The organism is Rhodothermus bifroesti, from assembly GCF_017908595.1.
In the GTDB taxonomy this organism is placed as follows: domain Bacteria; phylum Bacteroidota; class Rhodothermia; order Rhodothermales; family Rhodothermaceae; genus Rhodothermus; species Rhodothermus bifroesti.
Map to the genome: position 1 here is coordinate 447,670 of NZ_JAGKTL010000001.1, position 23,754 is coordinate 471,423.

Annotated in this window: 15 protein-coding genes and 2 tRNA genes; 8 read left to right on the forward strand and 9 right to left on the reverse strand. The window is 56.1% G+C overall.

Features of this window, described 5'->3' with window-relative positions; translation table 11 throughout:
* The first annotated feature begins 75 nt into the window (after positions 1–75).
* A complete protein-coding gene (locus J8E65_RS01830; RefSeq protein ID WP_210373686.1) occupies positions 76–495 on the forward strand; it encodes a MaoC family dehydratase in 420 nt (139 codons plus the stop codon).
* 8 nt (positions 496–503) lie between these two features.
* Here the strand turns inward: J8E65_RS01830 and J8E65_RS01835 are convergent, their stop codons facing one another.
* Together J8E65_RS01835 and recF are read right to left on the reverse strand one after the other, a co-directional pair.
* On the reverse strand, positions 504–1,988 hold the full coding sequence (locus J8E65_RS01835) for a M48 family metalloprotease (protein ID WP_210373687.1): 1,485 nt from the start codon (positions 1,986–1,988) through the stop codon (positions 504–506).
* A 26-nt stretch (positions 1,989–2,014) separates the two neighbouring features.
* Positions 2,015–3,178 carry a DNA replication/repair protein RecF gene (gene recF / locus J8E65_RS01840; protein ID WP_210373688.1) on the reverse strand — a complete coding sequence of 388 codons (1,164 nt, stop codon included), beginning with the start codon at positions 3,176–3,178 and terminating at the stop codon, positions 2,015–2,017.
* A gap of 353 nt (positions 3,179–3,531) precedes the next feature.
* Here recF and J8E65_RS01845 point away from each other — a divergent pair, with 353 nt between their 5' ends.
* The 3 genes from J8E65_RS01845 (at position 3,532) to mfd (ending at position 10,659) form a co-directional block, all read left to right on the forward strand.
* Entirely contained in the window at positions 3,532–6,144 is a 2,613-nt protein-coding gene (locus J8E65_RS01845) for a CHAT domain-containing tetratricopeptide repeat protein (protein WP_210373689.1), read from the forward strand.
* Complete coding sequence (murQ, locus tag J8E65_RS01850; protein ID WP_210373690.1) at positions 6,141–7,073, forward strand: N-acetylmuramic acid 6-phosphate etherase; 933 nt, start codon at positions 6,141–6,143, stop codon at positions 7,071–7,073. The genes J8E65_RS01845 and murQ overlap by 4 nt, the downstream gene beginning before the upstream one ends.
* 211 nt (positions 7,074–7,284) lie before the next feature.
* Positions 7,285–10,659: a transcription-repair coupling factor gene (gene mfd, locus J8E65_RS01855; protein WP_210373691.1), complete on the forward strand. Its 3,375-nt coding sequence runs from the start codon at positions 7,285–7,287 to the stop codon at positions 10,657–10,659.
* Between the two features lie 3 nt (positions 10,660–10,662).
* Here mfd and J8E65_RS01860 read toward each other — a convergent pair whose 3' ends face one another.
* Genes J8E65_RS01860 through mnmG form a run of 3 tightly spaced genes read right to left on the reverse strand, consistent with a single transcriptional unit; the run spans position 10,663 to position 14,298 of the window.
* The gene (locus J8E65_RS01860) at positions 10,663–11,637 is read right to left on the reverse strand and encodes a helix-turn-helix transcriptional regulator (protein ID WP_210373692.1); all 975 of its coding nucleotides are present in this window, start codon (positions 11,635–11,637) and stop codon (positions 10,663–10,665) included.
* 45 nt (positions 11,638–11,682) lie between these two features.
* Complete coding sequence (locus J8E65_RS01865; RefSeq protein WP_210373693.1) at positions 11,683–12,360, reverse strand: 16S rRNA (guanine(527)-N(7))-methyltransferase RsmG; 678 nt, start codon at positions 12,358–12,360, stop codon at positions 11,683–11,685.
* Positions 12,361–12,396: 36 nt separating this feature from the next.
* Complete coding sequence (gene mnmG, locus J8E65_RS01870; protein WP_210373694.1) at positions 12,397–14,298, reverse strand: tRNA uridine-5-carboxymethylaminomethyl(34) synthesis enzyme MnmG; 1,902 nt, start codon at positions 14,296–14,298, stop codon at positions 12,397–12,399.
* Between the two features lie 157 nt (positions 14,299–14,455).
* Here mnmG and J8E65_RS01875 point away from each other — a divergent pair, with 157 nt between their 5' ends.
* Together J8E65_RS01875 and J8E65_RS01880 are read left to right on the forward strand one after the other, a co-directional pair.
* Positions 14,456–17,017 (forward strand): hybrid sensor histidine kinase/response regulator, encoded by a 2,562-nt coding sequence (locus J8E65_RS01875; RefSeq protein WP_210373695.1) that lies wholly within the window; start codon positions 14,456–14,458, stop codon positions 17,015–17,017.
* Positions 17,014–19,335, forward strand: coding sequence for a PAS domain-containing sensor histidine kinase (locus J8E65_RS01880; RefSeq protein WP_210373696.1), 2,322 nt, complete (start codon positions 17,014–17,016; stop codon positions 19,333–19,335). The genes J8E65_RS01875 and J8E65_RS01880 overlap by 4 nt, the downstream gene beginning before the upstream one ends.
* Here J8E65_RS01880 and mnmE read toward each other — a convergent pair.
* The 4 genes from mnmE to rpmH all read right to left on the reverse strand — a co-directional run bounded on the left by mnmE (position 19,312) and on the right by rpmH (position 23,166).
* Positions 19,312–20,697: a tRNA uridine-5-carboxymethylaminomethyl(34) synthesis GTPase MnmE gene (gene mnmE / locus J8E65_RS01885; protein WP_210373697.1), complete on the reverse strand. Its 1,386-nt coding sequence runs from the start codon at positions 20,695–20,697 to the stop codon at positions 19,312–19,314. The genes J8E65_RS01880 and mnmE overlap by 24 nt on opposite strands.
* Before the next feature lie 11 nt (positions 20,698–20,708).
* Positions 20,709–22,493 (reverse strand): membrane protein insertase YidC, encoded by a 1,785-nt coding sequence (gene yidC / locus J8E65_RS12650; RefSeq protein WP_210373698.1) that lies wholly within the window; start codon positions 22,491–22,493, stop codon positions 20,709–20,711.
* 73 nt (positions 22,494–22,566) lie between these two features.
* The gene (locus tag J8E65_RS01895; RefSeq protein WP_210373699.1) at positions 22,567–22,995 is read right to left on the reverse strand and encodes a ribonuclease P protein component; all 429 of its coding nucleotides are present in this window, start codon (positions 22,993–22,995) and stop codon (positions 22,567–22,569) included.
* A 12-nt stretch (positions 22,996–23,007) separates the two neighbouring features.
* Positions 23,008–23,166 carry a 50S ribosomal protein L34 gene (gene rpmH / locus J8E65_RS01900; protein WP_210373700.1) on the reverse strand — a complete coding sequence of 53 codons (159 nt, stop codon included), beginning with the start codon at positions 23,164–23,166 and terminating at the stop codon, positions 23,008–23,010.
* 159 nt (positions 23,167–23,325) lie between these two features.
* On the opposite strand from rpmH, the gene J8E65_RS01905 reads away from it, so the two are divergent.
* A tRNA-Gly gene (locus tag J8E65_RS01905) sits at positions 23,326–23,398 on the forward strand.
* Positions 23,399–23,456: 58 nt separating this feature from the next.
* Positions 23,457–23,531: transfer RNA gene (locus J8E65_RS01910), tRNA-Val, on the forward strand.
* Positions 23,532–23,754: the final 223 nt, after the last annotated feature.

The following is a 23,754-nucleotide window of genomic DNA, read 5'->3' on the forward strand; positions in this document are numbered from 1 at the left end:
GCTGGCAGTGGGTTTCGTTTTTCAGAGCGCGTTCGTTAATTAACGCCCTTCCCTTAGGAGTTTAGAAGATGCGCCATGTATACCTACGAAACGCTTCAGGTAGGTGATCGCTTTATAGCCACCCGCCGCATTACGGCCGAAGACGTGCGTGCCTTTGCCGAGCTAACCGGCGATGACAACCCCATCCATTTGGACCCAGCATACGCCCAAAAAACCCGCTTTGGACGTCCCATTGTGCACGGGGTACTGTTACTGGGCATTATTTCTAAGGTCCTGGGCCGCGACTTTCCTGGCCATGGAAGCATTGCGGTAGCCCTCTCGTGCCGCTTTCTCCGACCGGTGCCGGTGGATTCCGAAATCACCATTGAAGTTAAAATTGCCGAAAAAATAGAAAAACACCGTCATATTCGAGCCAAAGTGTACATTTACCTCGAGGGCAAGATGGCGGTAGGTGGCGAAGCCACGCTCATTCCTCCCTCAAACGAGGGCCTATAGCCTCTGGGTTATGGCTGGGGCAGTTTAAGCGGTGTACCGGACGAAATGGGCGCCTCTAGCGTTACCTGGTTTAAGATCGCGACCGTCTCCGGTGTAAAGCCTCGAGGCAACTCCGGGAGCAAGACCCGAAAAGGCGCTGAACGTGCGGCCCGCACGACGCGTAGGCGAATGGGCTGCACGTTCAAACGTACGGGATCCCGAAGCGGAGCAAACCCACGAATGGCCTGCAAAAACGTGGGTTGATAGCGCGCGTAGTGTGCTTGAAGCGCATAGCCTGCAAAGCTATAAACGCGACCTTCGTGTTCGATAAAGTACCGCAGCACACGTATAAGCTGTCCGTCAGAAGTTTTTCCTTCAGCGACTACGTAGACCGCTGTTAGCCCGTTGATGCGCTCGCTCCCTTGATCGATTAAGGTCAGCCCTTGTTGCCCACGCCAGCGTTGTGCCGCTGCTGCAGCAGAGGTTTCTGAGGCGAGCGAGAGGACCAGCACGGCCTCCTGCCGGTGGTCGGTCAAAATCACCTGTGATGGCTGGTTGGTTACGTGAAATCCGGTAGGTACAGGAAACCAGAATCGCAACGTGGGATGGTAGAAGGCCTGACCGTCTAGGTACCCCTGACGCGGATCCTCGCCCAGCACGAGGCCTTCGATGCGCGTGTAGTAGGCGGCCTGCAGGACCCGATCCATCGCTGGAAGTTCCGTGCGCCAGCGAGCTGCAAGCGCACGGATCGTCTGTTCCCGTTCACCGGGATCAGGATGGGTTGAAAGAAAAGACGGCAAATTAGCTCCGGCTTGTTCACTGAGCCGCTTGAGCGTGCTAAAGAACGCAGCGGCTTCGGCGGCATCATATCCGGCCCGCGCAGCGTATTCAACCCCTAACCGATCGGATTCGCGCTCGTCGTCCCGACTGTATTTCAGAAACAGGAGCTGAGCTACCGTGCCCCCTAGCTGAAGCACATCACCTCCTGGTAAACCAAGGACTTCTTGCCCCACGATTGCGCCACCCAAGAGGGCAACCTGCCCTAGCTGCAGTTCAAAGGCGCGCTGTGAGGCATGGCGTGCAGCCACATGTCCGATTTCATGGCCTAGCACCACCGCAAGCTGTGCTTCATTGTTTACGTGCGCCAGCAATCCCCGCGTCACATAAATGTATCCTCCCGGAAGTGCAAACGCGTTAACGATTGGGCTGTCGAGCACGCGAAACACAAAGGGCGTATTGCGAAACGCTGCAGGCGTCTCTGGTCGTCGCAAATGGCTATGCTGAAGGATCACCTGTCCTAGACTGTCCACATAAGCCGCCAGCTTGGGGTCTTCATAAAGCCCGTACTGAGCAACAATCTGCCGATCGGCCTCCTGTCCTATGCGGCGTTCCTCCTCCCAGGAATAGCCATAAAGCCGACGGCGACCACTTACGGGGTTGGTTGAAACAGCGCATCCCTCTGCCAAAAGCACGGCGCCTACCAGCAAGCTGACGAATATCGCGGCACGCATCATGGGCTTAAAGGTTGACCAGGGTTTAGTTATAGGGCAGATGGTGCAGGATGGGTTTCCACAACCTTTCCCTGCTGCACGCAGATCACGCGATGCGCCCGATCAGCAAAATTAATGGCCTCCTGAAACAGCTCCTGACGCACCGCCGTTAGGAAACTTTGCCCGATTACTGTTTCTTGCTGCAAGAGCCCTAAAATCCGTCGGGTTCGATAGGGGTCCAGCCCGTCGAACACATCGTCGAGCAGTAAAAGCGGCGTTTCTTCTAGCCTTGCCTGCAGGTAAAGAAACTGTGCCAGTTTTAAGGCCAATCCCATTATGCGGTGTTGCCCTTGTGAGGCATAGCGGCGCACTTCCATGCCGTTAAGCCGCAAGCGGAACTCGTCCCGATGGGGGCCAGCCAGCGTGCGGCCTTGCTCTCGCTCCTGGCGAGCAAGACGCCCAAGCCGATCCCGAAACGCACAGCGAATGGACTCAAAGTCGGCCTCAGCTTCAAAGGCCGCAACAGTCACGTATTCAATCTGGGGCAGCTCAGCGCTCAGTCCAAGGTAGGTGTGGGCTTCTGCCAGGAATTGGGCAAATTCTTGTACCCAGCGCAAACGCCGTTGAATCAACCGACTGCCAAGCAAAACCAGTTCTTCCTGCCAGGAATCTAAAAGCGCCGGCTGAATGGTGGTCGGCTGGCGCCGCAATCGGGCAAGCAACTCATTGCGCTGCTGAAGGGCCCTTCGGTAGTGCAGCAGATCTTTTAGGTACGCTGGGTAAGCCTGACTGAGCAGGTTGTCCACAAAGCGCCGGCGCTCTTCTGGTGGACCAGCCGTTAACGCTTGATCTGTAGGCGAAAGCACCACTACCGGCAACAGGCCCACAAGCTCGGCTAAGCGTTCCAGAGGAGCCCCATTTATAAAGACCCGCTTACCACCTTCTAGCGCGTAGACCAAGCGCACGGTTAGCTCTGGGCGACGGGCGCTAGAGAACTGTCCTTCCAATTCAAAAAAAGGCGCTCCCTGACGCAGAGCGTACGCATCCTGAGCGGTCAAAAAACTTTTGCCCAGGCAAAGATAATGAATTGCTTCTAACAGGTTGGTTTTGCCAGCCCCGTTAGGACCTACAATAAGGTTAATGCGGGGCGCAAAAGCAACGACCGTTTCTTGGTGCGCCCGAAAATTGTACACGCGGAGTGATCGAAGCGTCATAGCCCAGGGTTCAATTCAACAGACGCCTTCTAGACACGGGAACCCGGGCCGTTCGTTCCTTACTTCGGGTCTTTGGGATTCTGCGGATCGTTGCCGCCCCCTCCATTTTGCCCTTCCTTTTCTTCCTCTTCGATCGTCTGCTTAAGGATCCACGGAGAATTTGGTCTCATTGGGATTTGGGCTCAGGCGTTTGAGATTCATTTTAAGATACGCCCCACCCTTTCGTAACGCAACAGCGTTGTTTTGGCTTAAATTTGTCAAATAAATCCGCTAAAAAGTTTATGGGACTTTTGGCTTTTAGTTTTTGGGTCAGCTTAGTTCTTTGGGCACATCCAACTGTTTCTTGTGATTCCTTGCGAGAAGCTGTTGCTGCACTGCCCAATGATGCTCGCGCGGCTCCGGAAACGCTCCGTGCCCATGCTGTGCAACTCATCCGGGCCTACCGGCAGTGCGGCAACCTGACGCTTTCGCAGCAGGCGGCTTTATATGACCAAGAATTGAGCTACCTTAGTGCCCTAGGCCGCTATACCGAAGCGCTCCTGCTGGTCGATTCTTTTTTTGTGCGCTTTGCGCGGCAGCCCGATTCGATGCTTTTCTACCAAATGTATCGCTGGAGAGGCTACATTCACTATTTACGGGGAGATTTGCCTGCTGCGGTTGCAGATTTTGATCTTGCGCTGCAGCATGTACCTCCTCAAAATGCCCGTACGCGTGCGCTCCGCTTCGCTGATATTGGCACGATTCTGCAGCGCATGCGCGCTTATGACGCAGCTTATACTTTCTATCAGCAGGCGTTGCGTCAGAGCTATCAGATTGCCCCCCGAGATTCGCTACGCCTTTGGACACGCTTAGTCATCTTAAGCGACCTAGCGAGCTTGTTTCTGGACTATCCCACGATAGCAGGCCGTTCTCCCAAGGAAAACTTGGAGGAAGCGCGACGTCTTAATGCAGAAGTGCTTCGCGTTTTACCGCAGCTGCACCACCCTGCGGCCCTTACGCGACAAAGCTTAGCGCTTACGACCGGTTTTAATCAGGTCCTGACCGAAAGTCAGTTAGGCCACACCAGTGTTGCTTTACACTTGTTAGATAGCCTAAAGCACCTTACGGCCGCTTCGCACGAGGAGCATTGGCATTTTTTATGGGCTTTCCGACGGGCTCAGGTTTTAGCACAGGCGGGGAGGATGCGTGAGGCCAAAGCCGCTTTTCAAGCAGCGCTGCAGCGCCAAGAGGATGCCCGCCATGATGATTACCGCAGAGCACTTATGGTAGAAATCGGTCGTTTTTACGAAGCTCAGGGTCAGCTGCAGCAAGCTGAAGCGTTTTATCGCCAGGCGATTCAGCTTTCAATAACCTATCTTTCGGCCCTCCACACTACGGAATGGGCACGTTTACCGGGTGTTGACTGGTACCAACCCTACCGGCTGCTGGCCCGCGTACTGCTGCGCCAAAAACGCGTTGTCGAAGCCTTTTATTGGCTAGAAGCCGGTCGCGCGCTGAATTTACAGGCGCATCGGAAAGCCATCTTACAATTGCGCGAGTTACCCCCAGAGCAGCGCCGTCTGCAAGATAGCCTTTTGGCAGCGCTAGGCGCAACGCTGAATCGTTTGAGCTATCCTGCTTTGCCTGCAGAAGAACGTGCGGCCCTATGGCGTACCCAAATCCATTTGGAAAAACAATTGCGTGACCTGATCGGCTTGCCTTTGGAACCTCAGGCTTTATCCCTTTCCAAGCTGCAGCGCTGGCTGGCTGCAGAGCGGACAGCAGTATTGTCTTACATGCTTGAAGATACGCTGGCAGGGGTCTTTTTGGTTACTTCGGACACGCTCCGATTTTTCCCGCTTAACGTTTCTTCCGATAGCTTAGGAGCGCTTTTGCGTCGTGTTTCACCCATATTGCATACAACCGTTACAGCTAACACTTTAGCGCATCGCTACTTTAACTTAAATGCTCTGCAGCAGCTTTATCGTTATCTTATAGCGCCGGTAGCGGCCTACATTCCGCCTGGCACGCGGTTGCGCATTGTCCCGGATGGCCTGCTTTTTCAAGTCCCTTTCGATGCCTTGGTTGTGGAAACCCCGGGGGCATATACGTATGCCCAAGCAACCTACCTAATGCATCGCTATCCGATTTCCATTGCGTTGAACGCATTCTTGTTTATCGACAGTGTTTCAGCGGCAGTGACTCCTGCTGCAATGGTAGCCCTTGGACGGTCGCGGTTTCTCGCTGATCCTAGGTTGGTGCTTCCTGTTTTTTATCCTCACGATACGCTTCCAGATCTGCCTGGGGTGCAGCAAGAGCTGAGCCGTTTGCGGCAGCGGTTTCCCGCCGCACAGATTTTTCCAGAAAAACAGGCTACCGAAGCCCGTTTTCGTCAGGTAGTACCGCAAAGCCAGGTGCTTCACCTGGCCTCGCATGTTTTGCTTCACCCTACGTCCTCGGCCTATCATGCACTCATCCTCTACCCTTCTTTACAAGTGCAGGATGACGGCATCCTTTTCTTGCACGAGCTGATTCGCCAGCCGCTTTCAGCCGCCCTTGTGGTGCTTAGCGGATGCAATACAGCGAAAGGCCAGGTGCTTCCTGGGGAAGGGTTAGAAGGGCTTCAATATGCATTTCAGGCCAGTGGGGCTTCTAGTGTGGTGGCAACGCTTTGGTTGGTTGAAGATCAAGCCATAAGCCAGCTCATAGATCGTTTTTATGCTCGCGTCCAAGAAGGTTTGCCATTAGATCAGGCGCTGCGCCAGGCACGGATAGACTTTTTGGCTACCGCACCCCCTGCCTACCAGAGCCCTTTTTACTGGGCCGCCCCGGTACTTTTTGGTGCCCATCAAGCACTTACGTTTATCCCCTCCAATGCTACGGTTCGGTTTTACCTCGGAATTTGGATCCTTCCGCTTCTTCTTGGGGTTGGGCTGGGCATCCTGTGGATATGGAGACGTCACCGCACAGCCAGGCTGTTAAAATGAAACGTCCTTCCTTGTTTGACGAGCTGCAAGCCCTAGCCACGGAGCAGCGCAATCCGCATTCCCGCCGGATCGACACGGCAACGGTTCGAGAGATTCTGGAGATCATCAACACCGAAGACCACCTGGTTCCGATAGCCGTTCGCCGCGAAATTCCCTACATCGAGCAGGCAGTGCACCTGATCGTCGAAGCCTTTCAGCAAGGAGGGCGGTTGTTTTACGTTGGCGCTGGGACAAGTGGCCGGTTGGGCATTCTGGATGCAGCCGAATGCCCTCCAACTTTTGGCACGCCGCCCGAAATGGTGCAGGGGCTCATTGCTGGCGGGCCAGCCGCTGTTTTTCAGGCGCAAGAAGGCGCCGAAGATCGGGAAGCAGATGGCGCACGTGACCTAGCGCAGGCAGGTGTTACGGCGAAAGACATCGTCTGTGGCCTAGCTGCAAGCCGCCGCACCCCTTACGTTATAGGCGCTATCCGCTATGCGCGTCGCATAGGCTGCCGTACGATTTTGATTACCTGTACCCCCCGAGAAGAATTAACGCTGGAAGTCGACGTCGCGATCTGTCCTGTGGTAGGGCCTGAAGTCATTATGGGCTCAACACGCATGAAAAGCGGTACAGCCCAAAAGTTGGTGCTCAACATGCTTTCAACTGCGGCCATGATTCGGCTGGGCAAGGTCTACGAAAACATGATGGTGGATTTGCAACTGACCAATCAAAAGTTGGTCGAACGGGCTAAACGCACAGTCATGACCGTAACTGGCCTCGACTACGAAGCGGCTTCCCAATTGCTCCAAGAAGCTGGTGGGCACGTCAAAACCGCCCTTGTGATGGCCTTAGCTGGCGTCTCTGCTGAAGAAGCCCGCCGACGCCTTGCGCAGGCAGGCGGCTTCGTCCGTGCAGCTATAGCTAACGAAGGACCTCCGCCTGCTTGATGTTTCACGTGAAACATTTGCGTTTGCTTTAGGGATACCCTTCTGGTGTTTCACGTGAAACACGCGCTGCTGCCTTGGTCCATGTATATGAGGCTTTAATGTTTCACGTGAAACTTTTGCCGAACCTCTCCAAGGCCACTTCGTTTCATCGCCAGCATCGCCACGGTCCACACGGATCGGGGCTTTCTGCGTTTGTACCCGCTTTTAGCCTATGAGACACGAAGCCGTTGGAACCTTGCAGGAGCTTTTCTTTCGCTTAGAACGCGCCGCCTTTTTTGAGCCCGTGCACGCCTGGCTAAGCGCCACGGCATCAGCAGAGCCCGCACGCTGCCATCTGCGAGGACTGACGGGCTCGCTGCCCGCTTTTTTAGCCTATAGCCTGCATCGCCACTGCGCTTGCCCTATTGTTTGCCTGCTTCCTAACGAAGAGGCAGCAGCTTACTTCTATAGTGATTTGGAGCAGCTCCTTGGTCCCTCAAGCCAACTTTTACGTTTTCCCACTACCGGCCAAAAACCCTATGACTCGGAACAGATCGCAGACCCGGCACCGCTCATAGAACGCTCCGATGTGCTGCGTCGCCTCACCGAAGGGTTTACGGGCCTTTTGGTTACCAGTGCCGAAGCACTCCTAGAGCGCGTCCCTCCCTCGCAGCAAGTCCTAGAACAAACCATAGAGCTCCACCTAGGGCTTTCACTTGCCCCTGAGACCTTACTGGCCCGCTTAATCGAACAAGGTTTTGAGCGCGTCGAATTCGTTGAATCCCCTGGAGAAGTGGCCCTGCGTGGCGGGATTTTGGACGTATATCCTTTTGCCGGTACCTATCCGATCCGTATCGAATTTTTTGGCGACGAGATCGACTCCATCCGTGAATTCGATCCTCGCACCCAACGCTCTGTTAGCCGCCTGCATATGGCCCACCTGGTGCCTAACTTGGCAACAGCGGATACCCCTGGAAAGGCCCAGGCGTTGACCGAATACTTCCCCCCGGAAACCTTGGTGCTCCTTGTGGAGGAAGGCGCTGTGCTGGACGTAGCCCGCGAGGTCTTTGCTAAAGCGGAAGCGGCTTGGCATAACTTAGAAAACCCCTCTAACGTCCCTCCTCCCACCCATCGATACCTCCCTCCCGAAGCACTCCACGCACAGCTTGGCCACTTTCGAACGCTGCTTTTAGGTGCACTGGCGGAAACCACGTGCGCACTTTCCTTTGAAGCACACCCCCAGCCTTCCTTCCACAGCAACTTGCACTTGCTACGCGAACGCCTGCAACAAAACGCCCGCTCGGGCTGGAACACCTACATTTTGTGCGACAGCCGAAGCCAACAAGCCCGCTTGCAGGATCTGCTCCAAGAGGAAGTCGCTTCCGGCACCGTCCACCTGCTTGTTGAATCTCTGCACGAAGGCTTTGAAGTCCCTTCAGCCCGCTTGGCCGTCTACACCGACCACCAGATTTTTGGTCGCTACCACGGACCCACCACCCGCAAACAACGCCGACGCTTGGGAGGGCTCTCCCTTCGCACCTTGCAGCACCTGCAACCAGGCGACTACGTGGTGCACGTCGACTTTGGCATTGGACAGTTTGCAGGCCTGCAGCGGATTACCGTTCGCGGGAAGCAACAGGAAGTCGTCCGCCTGCACTATGCCGACGGAGACGTCCTCTACGTTAGCGTGGGGGCCTTGCACAAACTGCACCGCTATACCGGCAAAGAAGGCCACCAACCTACGCTGACCAAACTCGGCTCAGGCCAGTGGGAAAAGGTTAAAGCCCGCACAAAGAAACGCGTTAAGGATATTGCCCGTGACCTGATTCTGCTTTATGCCAAGCGCAAAGCTTCGCGCGGCTACGCCTTCTCACCCGATACGGTTTGGCAGCGCGAAATGGAAGCGGCTTTTGAATACGAAGACACCCCCGACCAAGCTGCTGCTGCCGAAGCTGTCAAGCGCGACATGGAGCAACCGTTCCCCATGGATCGCCTGGTGTGCGGCGACGTGGGCTTTGGGAAAACCGAAATTGCTATCCGTGCGGCCTTTAAAGCGGTGCAAGACGGAAAGCAAGTGGCGGTGCTGGTTCCCACCACCATTCTCGCTGCTCAGCATTATGAAACCTTCTGCCGCCGTTTGGCGCCTTATCCAGTGCGCATCGAGATGCTTTCGCGCTTTCGCTCGGCTGCGCAGCAACGCGCCGTGCTCAACGACCTGGCTGCAGGCAAAGTAGACATCCTCATCGGCACCCATCGTCTGCTTTCCAAGGATGTCCGATTCAAAGACTTAGGCTTAGTGATTATCGACGAGGAACAACGCTTTGGCGTAGCTGCCAAAGAACGGCTGCGCCAGCTGCGTGTGGAGGTCGATACGCTTACGCTTACAGCTACGCCGATCCCACGCACGCTCCAATTTGCCCTTATGGGAGCGCGTGATTTGTCTATCATTGCGACCCCCCCACCAAACCGCCAACCGATCGAAACCGAAATTCACACCTTTAACGAAACGCTTATCCGCAACGCCATCCACTACGAAGTCAGCCGCGGAGGACAGGTGTTTTTTATCCATAATCGGGTACAAGGCATCTATGAAATGGCTGCCCGACTTCAGGCCATTGTGCCCGAGGTACGGATTGGCGTAGCGCACGGTCAAATGCGCGCCCATGAACTGGAACGGGTAATGCTAGACTTCATGGCACGCAAATTTGACGTGCTCGTCTCTACCAACATTATTGAAAGTGGCCTGGACATTCCTAACGCCAACACCATCATCATCAACCACGCCGAGCAGTTCGGTTTGGCCGATTTGCACCAACTCCGCGGCCGCGTAGGCCGCTCCGATCGCAAGGCCTTCTGCTATCTGCTGGTTCCCTCTATCCATGGCCTCACCCGTGAAGCCCGACAGCGTCTGCAGGCTATCGAAGAATTCAGCGCGCTGGGGAGCGGCTTTTCGATCGCAATGCGCGACCTGGACATTCGTGGTGCAGGCAACCTGTTAGGAGCTGAGCAAAGCGGCTTCATCGAAGAGATCGGCTTTGAAACCTACCAGCAGATTCTGGATGAAGCTATCCGTGAACTGCGTGAGGAAGAATTTGCAAGCGTGCTGGGTCCCCCTTCACCGCCCAAGCCTCCCGAAACCACCCTCGACATCGAAGCCGACGCGTTTATCCCTGAAACCTACGTCGCTAGCTCGGTTGAACGCCTAAATCTGTACCGCCGCCTCAGCGAAGCCAGCGATGCGGCAGACCTTCAGGCTTTTCGCGAAGAGCTGATCGACCGCTTTGGGCCCATCCCCCTCGAGGTAGAAAACCTGCTTTGGGCCGCTCGAATCAAGCTCCTGGGGCAAGCCTTGCGGCTTCCTAAAGTCCTCTTTAAAAATCAACGCCTCTTTCTTGAGCTGCCAGCGCAAGACGAAGACCCCTACTTCTATGCGCAGCACTTCCTGCCTTTGCTAGAACGGCTTGGCCAACTGGATCGGCGCTACGTGCTTAAGGAGCAAGGCCGAAAGCTACGCGCCGTTATCCAGGAAATACCAGACTTAGAAACAGCCTGGCAGGTAATGCGGCAGCTTGAACCGGTAGAGACGCTGGCCCCCAGCACCACTTGAGACTCAGCTGTAGCGTGCTGCAAGCCCTAAAGCCAACTCCCGCATGCGCACCCGTAGTGCTGGAGGGTCAAGGACTTCTACCTCTGGACCATAGCGCAGTAACCAACGCGCTAAGTAATCCAAGTTATCAAACAAAAACGTAACCTCTACGCCTTCAGGCGTTTTGTGCTCGGTTTCCACGCGCGCAGGAATGCTGCGCCGCGCCCAACGGTAGGTGGCTTCCGAAAAGCGAAGCCGAATAGCATGGGCCTCGGGAGCAGCCCCTTTAGCTTCCAGATACGTTTTTAAGTTAAAGCCTACCGGTGGCGTAAACCGCTCGGAAAGAACCTCCAGGGCTTCAATGCGATCTAAACGGAAATTCCGAATATCCGCCCGCAGATGGTCGTAGGCAATCAGATTCCAGTGATCGCTGTAGTAGACCAGTCCCAAGGGGTTAACTTTGCGGCGCGTTAGTTCATTACGGCTAGGAACGTAGTAAGCCAGCTGTACCGATTGCTGATGCGCAATGGCTTCGCTGAGCGTATACCAATAACCGGTCTCTTCATCAGATCCTTGGATTGCCTGAAGCCAGTAAGGATCTATCGTAATGCGTTCTTGCAGCCGGTCGATATACTCCCGAATCGGCCTAGGAAGAACAGACTGAATTTTGAGGGCAACCGCATCCGCATCAGCCCGCAACGAGGCATCGGGCTGGCGCTTTATAAATGCCATACCAATAAGCAGCGTAGCCGCTTCCCGGGCCGTTAACATAAGCGGAGGGAGCTGATAGCCTTCCAGGATTTCATAGCCCCCTTTTTCGCTATACGTGAGCGGGACGTTGGCCTCGCTTAAAGCCCGAAGGTCGCGAAAGATCGTGCGGCGGCTTACGCCAAAGTGTTCGGCAAGCTGCCGCGCCGTCATTCCGGGCCGCGTTTGAAGAAGCAGCGTTAGCGCAAACAGGCGTTCTGTGCGGTTGCGTGTACGTTCAACGAGCTTCATGGCTGCCGCTGCGCCGCGTGCATAGCGATTCGCAGTTTAGCGAACCTAAGCGTCCAAGCTCGGTTCCGGAGTGAGATGTACCAAATACTTGTCGGCAAAGTAACTATCACCCAGTAACGCGGCCAAAGGAATCAGAGAAACCGTTACCTGGGCATCCAGGCGCTCCAGCGCCGCCAGCTCTGCCGTGAGGTCTCCCCCTTTGAACGTAAGCACCCCAGCCTGCCAAGCCCCTGGCACCGGTGCGTGCGGCCGGGCAACGCGCCGGTGCCACTGCCACAGCTTGGCTAGGGGTGCCGCAGCACGCGAAACGCTGTAGTGTACCGCACCGCTCCAGGCCTCTGCCCGCGCATGATGCACCTGGACGTTATTTAGGCCTAGGCGACGGGCCATGGTGCGCACCGCCAAAACCTTTTTTTGTACCGCATCGACAGCGTGAACCGTTATATCAGGAAACGCAATGGCCAGTGGAATCGCTGGAAGCCCTCCGCCGGTCCCCCAGTCTACCACCACACTGCCTGGTGGGAAAGCGCGCCAGGCTAAGGCCAAGCAGTGCAGCAGATGACGCCGACGGACCTCAGGGAGTGTTTCACGTGAAACCAAGTTGTGTCGCTGGCCCAACGCCTGGAGCAGTTGGGCGTACTGCTCAAGCTGTGCCCGTTGCTGATGCGTTAGCCATTCCCAAGGATTCCATACAGCATTGGGGGTTTCACGTGAAACCTTCATGGCCTAAAGCAAGAGCTTGTGTTTCACGTGAAACATTCAGGCGGCCTGTGAACGTCGATAGCGACGCAGCAACACCATGAGTACAGCAATATCGGCGGCACGCACCCCACTGATCCGCGAAGCCTGCCCTAAGTTTTCGGGACGGATCTTACTGAGCTTTTCGCGGGCTTCTTTGGAAATGGTTTCCACAGCCTCGTAGTCAAAATCCGGCGGAATCCGCCAGTCTTCCAGCTCTTGCATCTTTTCAACCAGCTCCTGCTCGCGGTCCATGTAGCCCGCGTACTTCAACTCAATTTCCACCAAGAGCTCAGTGGGTTCCATGCCCGGTGCCGGCACCACCACCTGCGCATGCATTCCTGTGGCTTCCAACAACTCTCGCAAGTTGACTTGAGGGCGCAGAGCTAGCCGAATCAGCCGTTCCGGTCGGTCGATCGGGGAAGTACCTACGCGCTCCAAGTAGCCATTCACCTGTTCTGGTTGCACAACCAACGTCTCCAGCGCTTGTCGCGTTCGCGCAATGGCTTCTTTCTTGCGCAGCATGCGCTCGTAACGCTCGCGCGAGGCTAGCCCTAACCGATAGCCCAACTCGGTCAGACGCAAATCGGCATTATCTTGACGCAGCAAAATCCGGTGCTCGGCCCGAGAAGTAAACATCCGGTAGGGCTCGTCCGTACCTTTGGCTACAAGGTCGTCGATGAGCACGCCAATGTAGGCTTCAGAACGCCGCAGCACAATCGGCTCAGCACCTCGAAGCTTTTGCACAGCATTGATGCCTGCCATAAGCCCCTGGGCTGCCGCCTCTTCATACCCAGTTGTGCCATTGATTTGCCCTGCAAAAAAGAGCCCCTCAACCCGCTTGGTCTCCAAACTATAGCGAATCTGATAGGGAGGAAAGTAATCGTACTCTATGGCATAGCCTGGACGCAACACATGGGCCCGCTCAAGTCCAGGAATGCACCGCAGTGCCGCCACCTGCACCTCCTCAGGTAGACTGGTGGAAAACCCGTTCACGTAGACCTCGTAGGTATCCCAGCCTTCAGGCTCCAGAAAAATCTGATGCCGATCGCGTTCTGCAAAACGGAAAATTTTGTCCTCAATCGAGGGGCAGTACCGAGGGCCTCGGCCTTTAATACGACCAGTAAACATGGGGCTGCGGTCAAAACCCGTGCGTAAGATGGCATGCACTTCGGGCGTCGTGTAGGTAAGCCAGCAACTGAGTTGCTGCTTTGGAAGCTGATCGGTCATGTAAGAAAAGGGCAAGGGATCGGCATCTCCAGGCTGCTCCTGAAGCTGACGGTAATCGATCGTGCGGCCATCCAAACGCGGCGGCGTTCCCGTCTTGAGCCGACCGCTTTCAAACCCTAACCGTTCCAGGCAAGCGGTCAATCCCGTAGCGGCCCGCTCCCCCATCCGCCCACCTCCCATTTGACGCTCCCCCACATGAATGACTCCGTTAAGAAAGGTGCCGTTGGTCAGAATTACACATGGGGCAAAAAATTCCTTTCCAAGCTGCGTGCGTACCCCACGTACCCGACCATCGGCCACCAGCACCTCAGTCACCGTATCAGCCCGCATCCACAGATTTGGGATGGATTCTAGCTCACGCCGCACCGCCTCGGCATACCGCTTGCGGTCGCACTGTGCGCGAGGGCCCCACACGGCCGGCCCTTTGCTTCGGTTGAGCATCCGAAACTGAACCCCCGTTTGATCGGCCATGCGTCCCATAATGCCCCCCAGCGCATCAATCTCGCGCACCAAGTGCCCCTTGCCAATCCCCCCAATGGCCGGATTACACGACATGCGCCCAATCGCCTCTAGGCTCATCGTGATGAGCAACGTGCGCGCCCCCATACGCGCCGCAGCAGCCGCTGCTTCTGCACCCGCATGCCCACCCCCCACCACAATTACCTCATATCGATCCGATGGCAACGGTAGCATCGTTTTCCCTACACTTGTGCTAAATCCTACGAACGGATTGCCTTAAACGAATAGATCTACGCCTGTTCCAAAAACCCCGCCTACTTTTGGGAGTAGTTTTACAATATCTTCAATACCCTACGCCTCCTAAGTTCCATGTAGCCAACCAAAGCAAGCCATGGCCTCCGTCCCGATCTACTGCTGGCCCCTCCAACAGCAGACCGAGCCTCCCCCAATACCGGCTGGCTTGCTGCCCCCTGAAGCCTCTAGCTGGCTAGCAGCACAACGCGAACACCCACCAACCCAACCGCAAGCCTATCTTTGCTCGTCGGTCCCAGGGCTTGTGCTTGTTCTTCCAACCCATAGCACCACGCAGCCACTAGCCGCCTACGTTGACCTACACGCCTTGCAGCCCTCGGACGCTTTTTTCCGCACGTTGATCCACAGCCTGCAAGCCGTCGTCTGGGAAGCCGACGCCCGCACTTTCCGCTTCACCTACGTAAGCCCACAAGCCGAAGCGCTGCTGGGCTATCCACTGGCGCAGTGGCTGGAGCCCAACTTCTGGGTGGATCATATTCACCCCGACGACCGCGCACAAGCCGTGGCTTTCTGCCGAGAGACCAGCGAGCGCGGCGAAGACCACGACTTTACCTATCGCATGCTCCGAGCTGACGGCCGAACCGTGTGGGTACGCGATATCGTCACCGTAATTCCAGATGCCCAAGGCCGTCCAGAGCGCTTGCGTGGCCTGCTGCTCAACGTAACCAGCGAACAAGAAACCCGACAGGCCTTAGAAGTTGCCTGGCAGCGTTATCAAGACCTGGTCGAGCATAACCCCGTTGCTACCGGCGTCTACCATCACGGTCGCGTTGTCTTTGCCAATGCAGCCATGGCCCACCTCTTTGGGGCTGCACAACCAGAAGTACTGCTGGGGAAATCCGCCAACGAGCTCATCCATCCCCACCACCTCGAAGCAGTACTCGAAAATCTTCGCCGCATCCTCGAACGCGGGGAGAAAATTTCCCAAACCCGAGGGGTCATCCAGCGCTTCGACGGCTCCTCGGCGATTGTGGACTTCAGCGGCGTACCGATCTCCTGGGAAGGCGAGCCTGCTGTTTTGTTCTTTATGTGGGACGTCAGCGAGCAGGTCCGCACCGCCCAGCGCCTAGCCGAACGCGAAGCCTTGTATCAAGCCATCTTTGAAAATGCCCCAGAGCCCATGTACGTGCGGCGCGATCGGCACTATCTGCTGGTAAACCCAGCCTTTGCACGACTCACCGGCTACACGGCTGAAGAGCTTACCGACCCACACTTTAACGCCGAGCAGCTGGCCGCGCCCCAGAGCCTACCCGTCGTGCGGGAACGCTTGCGCCGGCGACAGCAAGGCTTACCCGTGCCTTCACGCTATGAGCTCTGGATTCGCCGAAAGGATGGGAGCGAACGGCTCGTTGAAGCAACGTCGATCAATATCCAGTGGGAAGGCCAACCTGCAGTGCTAGGCATCTTTCGAGATCTCACCGCACAGCAAGCAGCCGAAGCTTACCTGCAACAAGCCCGCAAGAAAGCCCTGGAGGCCCATCAGCTCAAAAGTACCTTCCTGGAGCTTATCACGCACGAGATTCGCACCCCACTAAGCACCATTTTGGGATATGCGGAACTGCTGCACCAAGAGCTGGCCGGACATATCCCAGAGGAGCTGCTGGATTTTCTGTCCGCTATTCGCGCCAGCGGCCGACGACTTTTAGGTCTGCTCTCCGACATACTGGACTTAAGCCTGTTGGAAACGCAGCGCTACCAGCTTTCGCAACGTACCCTGCATCTTGAACACTTTGCCCAGCAGCTTGCGGAAGATTTTTCCGCAATGGCGGCCGAAAAAGGCTTGCGCCTTGTCTTTGAGCCACCAGCCATCCCTGTACGCATCCTGGCAGACGAGGAGGCCTTGTACCGAGCCCTGCGCAACGTCGTGCACAACGCGATTAAGTTCACTGAAAAAGGCGAGGTGCGGCTGCGCGTGGGGCAAACCGACGTCGAGGGCTGGATCCAGGTGAAGGATACAGGCCCAGGCATGGATCCAGCATTTGTACGCAGTGGTCTGTTTGAACCCTTCCGGCAGGAATCGGAAGGCCTGGACCGCCGCCACGAAGGGGCTGGCCTAGGCATGGCCGTAACCCGAGGCTTAGTAGAAGCCATGCACGGCCGCATCCTCGTTGAAACCGCCCCAGGTCAAGGGACCACAGTTACGCTCTATTTCCCTCGCCCTGCCCCAAAAGCACAGCAACCCAGCGTTTCTGCTTTGCATCCTGAAGCCCAAGACCTTCGCACATTGCAAGAACGCCTGCAGCAAAAACATCTGCACCTATTGGTTGTGGAAGACAACCCAGAAAATGCACGCTTTTTGGAGCTAGCCCTTAAACCCATCGCACAGGTTACGCTGGCCGCCGATGCCTACGAAGCCTTGCAACACATTGACGCCCTCCTCCAAGAAGGCCAAACCTTCGACCTCATCTTACTGGATCTCAATTTGCCTGGAAATTTTCCTGGGCAGGCCCTGCTGCACGAAATCCGCCGGCGCCCCGCCTACCACCATACGCCTATTGTAGCCCAAACGGCTTATGCTGAACCGTTTCGTCCGGAAGACTTTTTGCGAGAAGGTTTTGACGGCTACCTGGCCAAACCTATTGACCGATTAACCCTCTACCTAGAACTAGACCGGCTGTTATCCACACCGGCACCCTCATGAAAAAACGGTTCGTGCTTCCAGTGGAAGAAGACCTGCAGCTGCTGGGCACCACGCAAGATGCTCTGCTGGTGCTCGACCTCGAAACAGAACGCATCGTGGAGGCCAGTCCACAAGCCTGTGCGCTACTAGGCTATAGCCGAGCAACACTGTGCACCCAACCTCTCGACGCGTTGGTTCCTGCCAAAGAACGCACGCTGTTCCAATCCGTGCTTCTGGGAACAAAGGAAGCTGCCAACCCTCTGCATTTCCGCTTATCCAATGGGTCACTGCTCCCGGTCGAACTCCACAGCATCCGACTGCAGCATCAGGGCCGCAAACTGGGCATTCTCCTTTTTAGAGCGCTGCAGCTTTATCCTGAGACAGAACTTCTGTTACGCCTTTTGCACACGCAGGACTTTCTCGGACTTTTTGGGGTGCGTGCTGGACGGCTTGTACACGCTAATCCTCCTTTTGCAACCCTGTTGGGCTATGAACGCCCAGAGCTGTTATTAGGACGCCCTATCGACGAGCTGCTCTCGGCCGATGCACTGCGTCAGGTACAGCGGCTCACCGCACGGCGGCGATGGGGTCGTGTTGCAGCCGCTAAGATTACCTTCCGCCATCACCAAGGATATACCCTGGAGGCTGCCACCTTAATTACGACAACAGCAGAACCCCAACAGCCAACGCTGTGGGGACTGGTGCATTCTACTCAAGAAGCCCAGCAGCAATTTTATGCGCGCGAGCGTCAGATTCTAGAGGGGCTTGTGCGCGGCGAACCCCAAGAAGCGCTGTTAGATGCCCTCTGCTATGCGCTTGAAGCCCGCATTCCTGGTGGAACCTGCACAGTTCTGCTGCTTCGGGAGGGGCGCCTCTGGCGCGGGGCTTCGCACATGCCTTCAGCATACGACGCGGCTATTGAAGGAATAGCCATTGGCCCAAACGTAGGTTCCTGTGGCACAGCGGCTTTTTTAGGTGAGCCCGTGTGGGCTCACGATGTGCAACGCGACGCGCGCTGGGCTGCCTATCGAGATCTAGCCGACACGTTTGGCTTTCAGGCATGCTGGTCCTATCCCATTTTGGACCGCCAAGGTACGGTTTTGGGCACATTTGCCATGTATTTTTCTACACCACGCGCACCTTTAAAAGAAGAGCAAGCGGCTCTAGCCCGCAGCGCAGCCTTGGCAGCGCTGATTCTGGAAACGTACCGACTTCAGCAAGAGCATAAGCTGCTGTCCCAGGTAGCACGCCAGACCACCAATGGTGTTGTCATTACCGATGCCCAGCGCCGCGTTGTTTGGGTCAATGAGGGCTTTACCCGTCTGACAGGCTACCAACTTGAGGAAGTTCGGGGTCAACCGCTTATATCTTACCTTCAGGGACCGCAAACCGATGCGCAAACCGTAGCTGAAATTCGTCGCGGTTTGCTTGAAGGTCATCCGGTACGCGTACGCATTTACAACTACCGGAAAGATGGCACGGGATTTTGGAACCACTTGAGCATCGACCCGCTTTGGGATTCGGAAGGTACCCTTGTAGGCTTCATTGGCATTGAAAACGACGTCACCGACCTCGTTACCCGAGAGCAGGAGTTGGAGCGTGCCCGAGCTGAAGCTGAAGCCGCTGCTCGTCTCAAATCTGCTTTCCTGGCTAACCTGAGTCACGAGGTCCGCACGCCCTTAAACAGCATTTTGGGGTTTACCGACCTGCTTGAGGAAGCTCTGGCCACGCACCAACTGGAAGATTTGCTAGAATTTACGGGTATCATTCGCCGCGCTGGTCGGCGACTGCTTCAGCTGATTAACGATATGCTGGAGCTTAGTCGCCTGGAGGCCGATCGGCTGACTTTAGAGCAAGAGCCTTGCTCCTTAGCATCCATTGTGCAGGAAGCGGTGGCCGAGCTGCAACCCCTTGCCATGCGCAAAAAGCTACACCTGCATGCGCGCATAGAAGCCGTGCCGCCTATCCGTGGCGATGCTCGGCGTCTGCATCAAGTGCTGGTAAACTTAATCGGCAATGCCATAAAGTATACCGACCAGGGAGAGGTTTGCGTAGAACTCACCGCCGAGACGTTACCTCACCCCCAGGTCGTGCTGCGGGTTATCGACACGGGACGCGGCATACCGCCTGAGTTTGTGTCCCGTATATTTGATCCTTTTTGGCAAGCCCCTTCTGAGGCAGCTCGCGGGGAAGGGAGTGGGCTAGGACTGACGATTACCAAGCGGCTGGTAGAGCAGATGCATGGGCAAATCACGGTAGACTCGATCCTAGGGAAGGGCACCACGTTTACCGTGACGTTTCCGGCGCTTCCGGACTTACTTTCCGATGCAAAATCGTGAAAAGATCTGATCCAGTACGTCTTCAGTAGTTATTTCGCCTGTGATCGCGCCCAGCTCATGAAGGGCTCGTCGCAGTTCTAAGGCCAATAGGTCGCTGCTAATTCGCTGGTTTAACACCGTGCCTGCAGCCTGAACCGCCTCAAGCGCACGGGCTAAGTGCTGCCGGTGGCGAAGATTCATCACAACAGCCGAGGCGTCCATGCTGCTCAAGTCTGCTGCTACCACATCGATTAGTTTCTGCAGGAGCGGTTTGAGCTCGGCGGGATGCGTCCGTGCGTGATGCGCCGAAAGCGCCAAAACGGGCCAGCGCAGCGGGGGCAATGCAGGCGAGGCTACAAGATCGCGCTTGTTCCCAATCACAAGGATCGGTAGGGTTGGGTGCGCCGCCGAAAGCGTGTTGAGAAACGCTTGCTCCTCTGCATCCAGACCCAACGTCAGGTCAAAGACGTACAGGAGCACATGTGCTGCTTCGATGGCTTGTTGCGCGCGGCGCACGCCTTCGCTTTCCACAAGATCTTCTGTGCTGCGCAACCCAGCCGTGTCTACAAAGCGAAACCGCAGGCCTTCAATTTCTGCTTCGGCCTCAATTTGGTCCCGTGTGGTGCCGGGCAGCGGACTTACAATTGCGCGGTCTTGCCCTAGCAGGGCGTTCAGTAGGGTCGACTTGCCGGCATTGGGACGACCGCCGATCACCACGCGCACGCCATCCCGCAAAAGCTCTCCCAATCGATAAGAATTGAGCAAATCCTGCAAGAACTGTGCAGTACGGTCCAGCAAGGCACAAAGGCGCGCTCGGTCGGCAAACTCGACGTCTTCTTCTGAAAAATCCAGTTCCAGTTCCACATAAGCGCACAGCTCCAAAAGATCATCCCGCAAACGTCGGAGCTGTTCTGAATACCGTCCTTGCAGATGCGCCAGTGCGGTGCGATGCGCCCGCGTTGAGCCAGCATGAATTAGGTCTGCTACCGCTTCCGCTTGCGCCAAGTCGAGTTTGCCATTAAGAAAAGCCCGTAGCGTAAACTCACCAGGTTCGGCCATCCGTGCGCCATGATGCAAGAGCGCCTCTAGGATAAGTTGCGGTGCCAAGTCGCCTCCATGGCAGGTGAGCTCAACTACATCTTCACCCGTATAAGAACGTGGGGCGCGAAAAACCGTCGCCACTACTTGATCGATCGGCTCTCCTGTTGGACTGAGTACATAGCCGAAATGGGCCGTGTGCGAAGGGACAGCTTCAAGGTTCGCTCCTCGAAAGCAAGAAGCTGCAATACGACAGGCCTCAGGTCCAGAAAGCCGCACAATAGCCAGCGCGGCCCGGCCACGGGCCGTGGCAATGGCCGCAATCGTGTCGTCTCGTCCCGTCATTACCTGCGGCCTTAACGTCGCATGCGGGCATGCTTTCGACGGGCCTTAGCGGCTTGCACGGCCATTTTTGCCGCTGCTTTCCGGTCACCCTGCCCGTCGGTTTTCCCCTTTTGGCGTTCGATGGACCGGTTGATAAAAAACTGCTGAATCGCCGAAAAGATGTTGTAGCAGAGATAGTAGAGGTTGAGGGCCGAGGAAAGCCGGTTAAAAATGGCAAAAATGAAGATCGGGAAAATGTAGGTTAGAATTTTTGTCTGCGGGTTAGGGGGGGTTGAAGCAGACTGAATCCGCATTTGGAAGATCATCGAAATTCCCATTAGCAGCGTAAAGCCAGCCACAAAGTCGCCGTAGAGGGGAATTTTGAACGGAAGGTGCAAGATTGGATCTGGAGCAGAGAGGTCTTTGGCCCACAGGAAGGCTTGCTGCCGCACAATCAGGGATTGTTGAAAGTACTGCCACAAGGCAATAAGCACGGGCCATTGCAAAAGCATCGGGAGACATCCCCCTAGTGGATTAATCTTTTTCTCCCGATAAAGCTTCAGCATAGCCTCCTGTTGCTTTTGTGGGTTATCGGCATATTTCTCCCGGATGGCTTCCAGCTCTGGTTGCAGTTCTCGCATTTGGGCGATGCTTCGGAAGGAGGCCCGGGTAAGTGGATAAAGCGCAATCTTAACCAGTAGGGCAAAAGCAATGATGGCCAGACCGTAGTTCCCTAACAAGCGTCCCAAAAACGTAAACAGCGGGATAAAGATGAACTTAGCTAGCGGCCGCGTCATCCACTCGAAGGCGTCCCAGCCGTAATCGACCATGTTATAAAGGTCGAGGTCGTAGCGGGCCAGCCGGAAGTACTCCATTGGGCCGAGGTAAAGCCGGAAGGTATCGACCTGTCCTGGCTCAGGCCGAGGCATCAGCAGGCGAGCAGCGTAGTCTTCCCAGTAATTTGGGTCTTCAACTGCCCCCAGACGTTCTCCAACCAATTCAGCCCCGCGGGTTGTGCCCGTGGGCATCAGAATGGCCGTGAAGAATTTGTTTTTGACCGCTACCCAGTCGACCTGTCCTGCAAGGCGTTTTTCTTCGGTCCGCTGGCGATCGAGCGTAACCTTTTCTACCTCGCCTCCACTGCGGGCAAAGACGCCACTATGGCGGGCCTCGTCATCCCGGTCGCGTTCAGCAAATGGCACGCCCCCGTTCCAAACCAGCTCGTAGCCTTCGATGGTACTAAACGTGGCTGCTTGCTCCTGCTCGATGCGCAGCAGGACCTCGTAGTCCTGAGGAGAAAACGTATATACTTGCCGGATACGCCCTGTGCCCAAAGGTGCTTCAAAAACCACCTCTACCGGAGCCTCGGTTACGTGCAGCGTGTCGGCCGTCGTGGCGGTTTCGAAGAGCAGCGTGCGCGTATCCACAAGATGGTTTGTAGGCGTGGTAAAAACCAAGCTAAGCGCACCCGGTTTTGTGGTATCGACCAACTGAACAGGCGTCTCAAAATCGTATTGTTTGTAGCGCTTGAGCTTTAGGGAAACAAGCGTAGCTCCTCGGGTAGAAAGTTGCGCCTGATAAAGATCGGTTTCAATCGTGAGGGTGCGTGCTTGGCCATTACGTGCGGCTAGGAGAAGCGTGTCGAGCAAGGGCGCTTGCTGCGCCAGCGCTGCGGTATCTGCAGGCGCCTCGGGCGTATCAAGATGGAGCGTATCGCGCGTGGAAGGGGTCGGCTGCGGCGGTGGGGCCAGCCACCACAACCAGACAAACATGATTAGGGCAGTGAGTAGCGTAGCGATGACGACGTTACGGTCCACGGTAGGGGCTTTACACTAAAGTGGTCTAAAGCGAAACAGGATACAAAGCGTGCTAAGGGTAGTTCCCCTCGACCTATAGCGTTTCCTGTAGGTGCATAGCAAGTCGATGCAGGGCCTCGGGCAGATCGCGACGGATCCTTTCCCGGGCTTGCGAAGGCTGTGCGCGATAAAGAATCATTAGCGTGAGCGCATCGGGGCGTGGACGAAACAGTTCCAGCAACGGCTGCTGGTGGAGGCGATAGGTTTCGCGAAGCAAGCGGCGAATGCGATTGCGCTCAACGGCACGCCGCGCTTGCCGCCCAGCAGCAAATCCAACCTGCAGCGGCACATCCGCTCCCACTTCTCGACGGGGTACAATGCGGTACAACAACCGAATACAGCCTTGGCTAAGCGTTCCCACGTCCGTGCGGGTGCGGTCAAACAGCGGCCGAATGAGCCGCTGGTGCCGCAACCGAAAAGCGCGGGGCAGCCGGTTCGTTCCACGTGCTTCCTCCGCGGTCACGCTTTTGCCGCACTATTTACCCGACATCCGGTCGCTCACGGTGAGGCTTTTACGCCCTTTCTTGCGGCGACGCGCTAAAACCTTGCGGCCGTCTTTGGTTTTCATCCTTGCCCGAAAACCATGGGTGTTCAAACGTTTACGACGGCTAGGCTGATAGGTACGCTTTGGCATAGCAAAAAGGAATTTGCTCGTTCCGGGGAAAACGGCTGCTGAAACGCTGGCCCAACATTTTGGTTGCGTGGAACCTATAGCCGCCCGTTGGCGGTTGAAAAGCGTGCAGGTAGCTTGACAGTAGCCTCAAGGTGGTGTAAAATTTAGGGGCACTCACAAGCGGAAGTAGCTCAGTTGGTAGAGCATCAGCTTCCCAAGCTGAGGGTCGCGGGTTCGAGTCCCGTCTTCCGCTCACCCAAAGAGGCGATTGCTACCTTAAGCCGCAAGGAGCAATCGCCGTTTTCATCTATGGGCGGTTAGCTCAGTTGGTTTAGAGCGCCTGCCTTACAAGCAGGAGGTCAGTGGTTCGAGTCCACTACCGCCCACGGGTTACAGTGCTTTTCAGCCTGAATTTGCCGATCTCCAGGAGCCCGCGGTCGAAAAGACCTTTCAGGTCTTGGTAACGTTTGGGGCTACGTGGGTGGTTCGGGCCAGGAGAAGCCTCATGCACCTCACCAAGCAGTAGGGTGCGGAGACTACGATCTGCCTGAAGGACCGGTGAGCCTCAGCTACCCCCAAGGTGATCGACCTGGCAACGCCTGCGATACC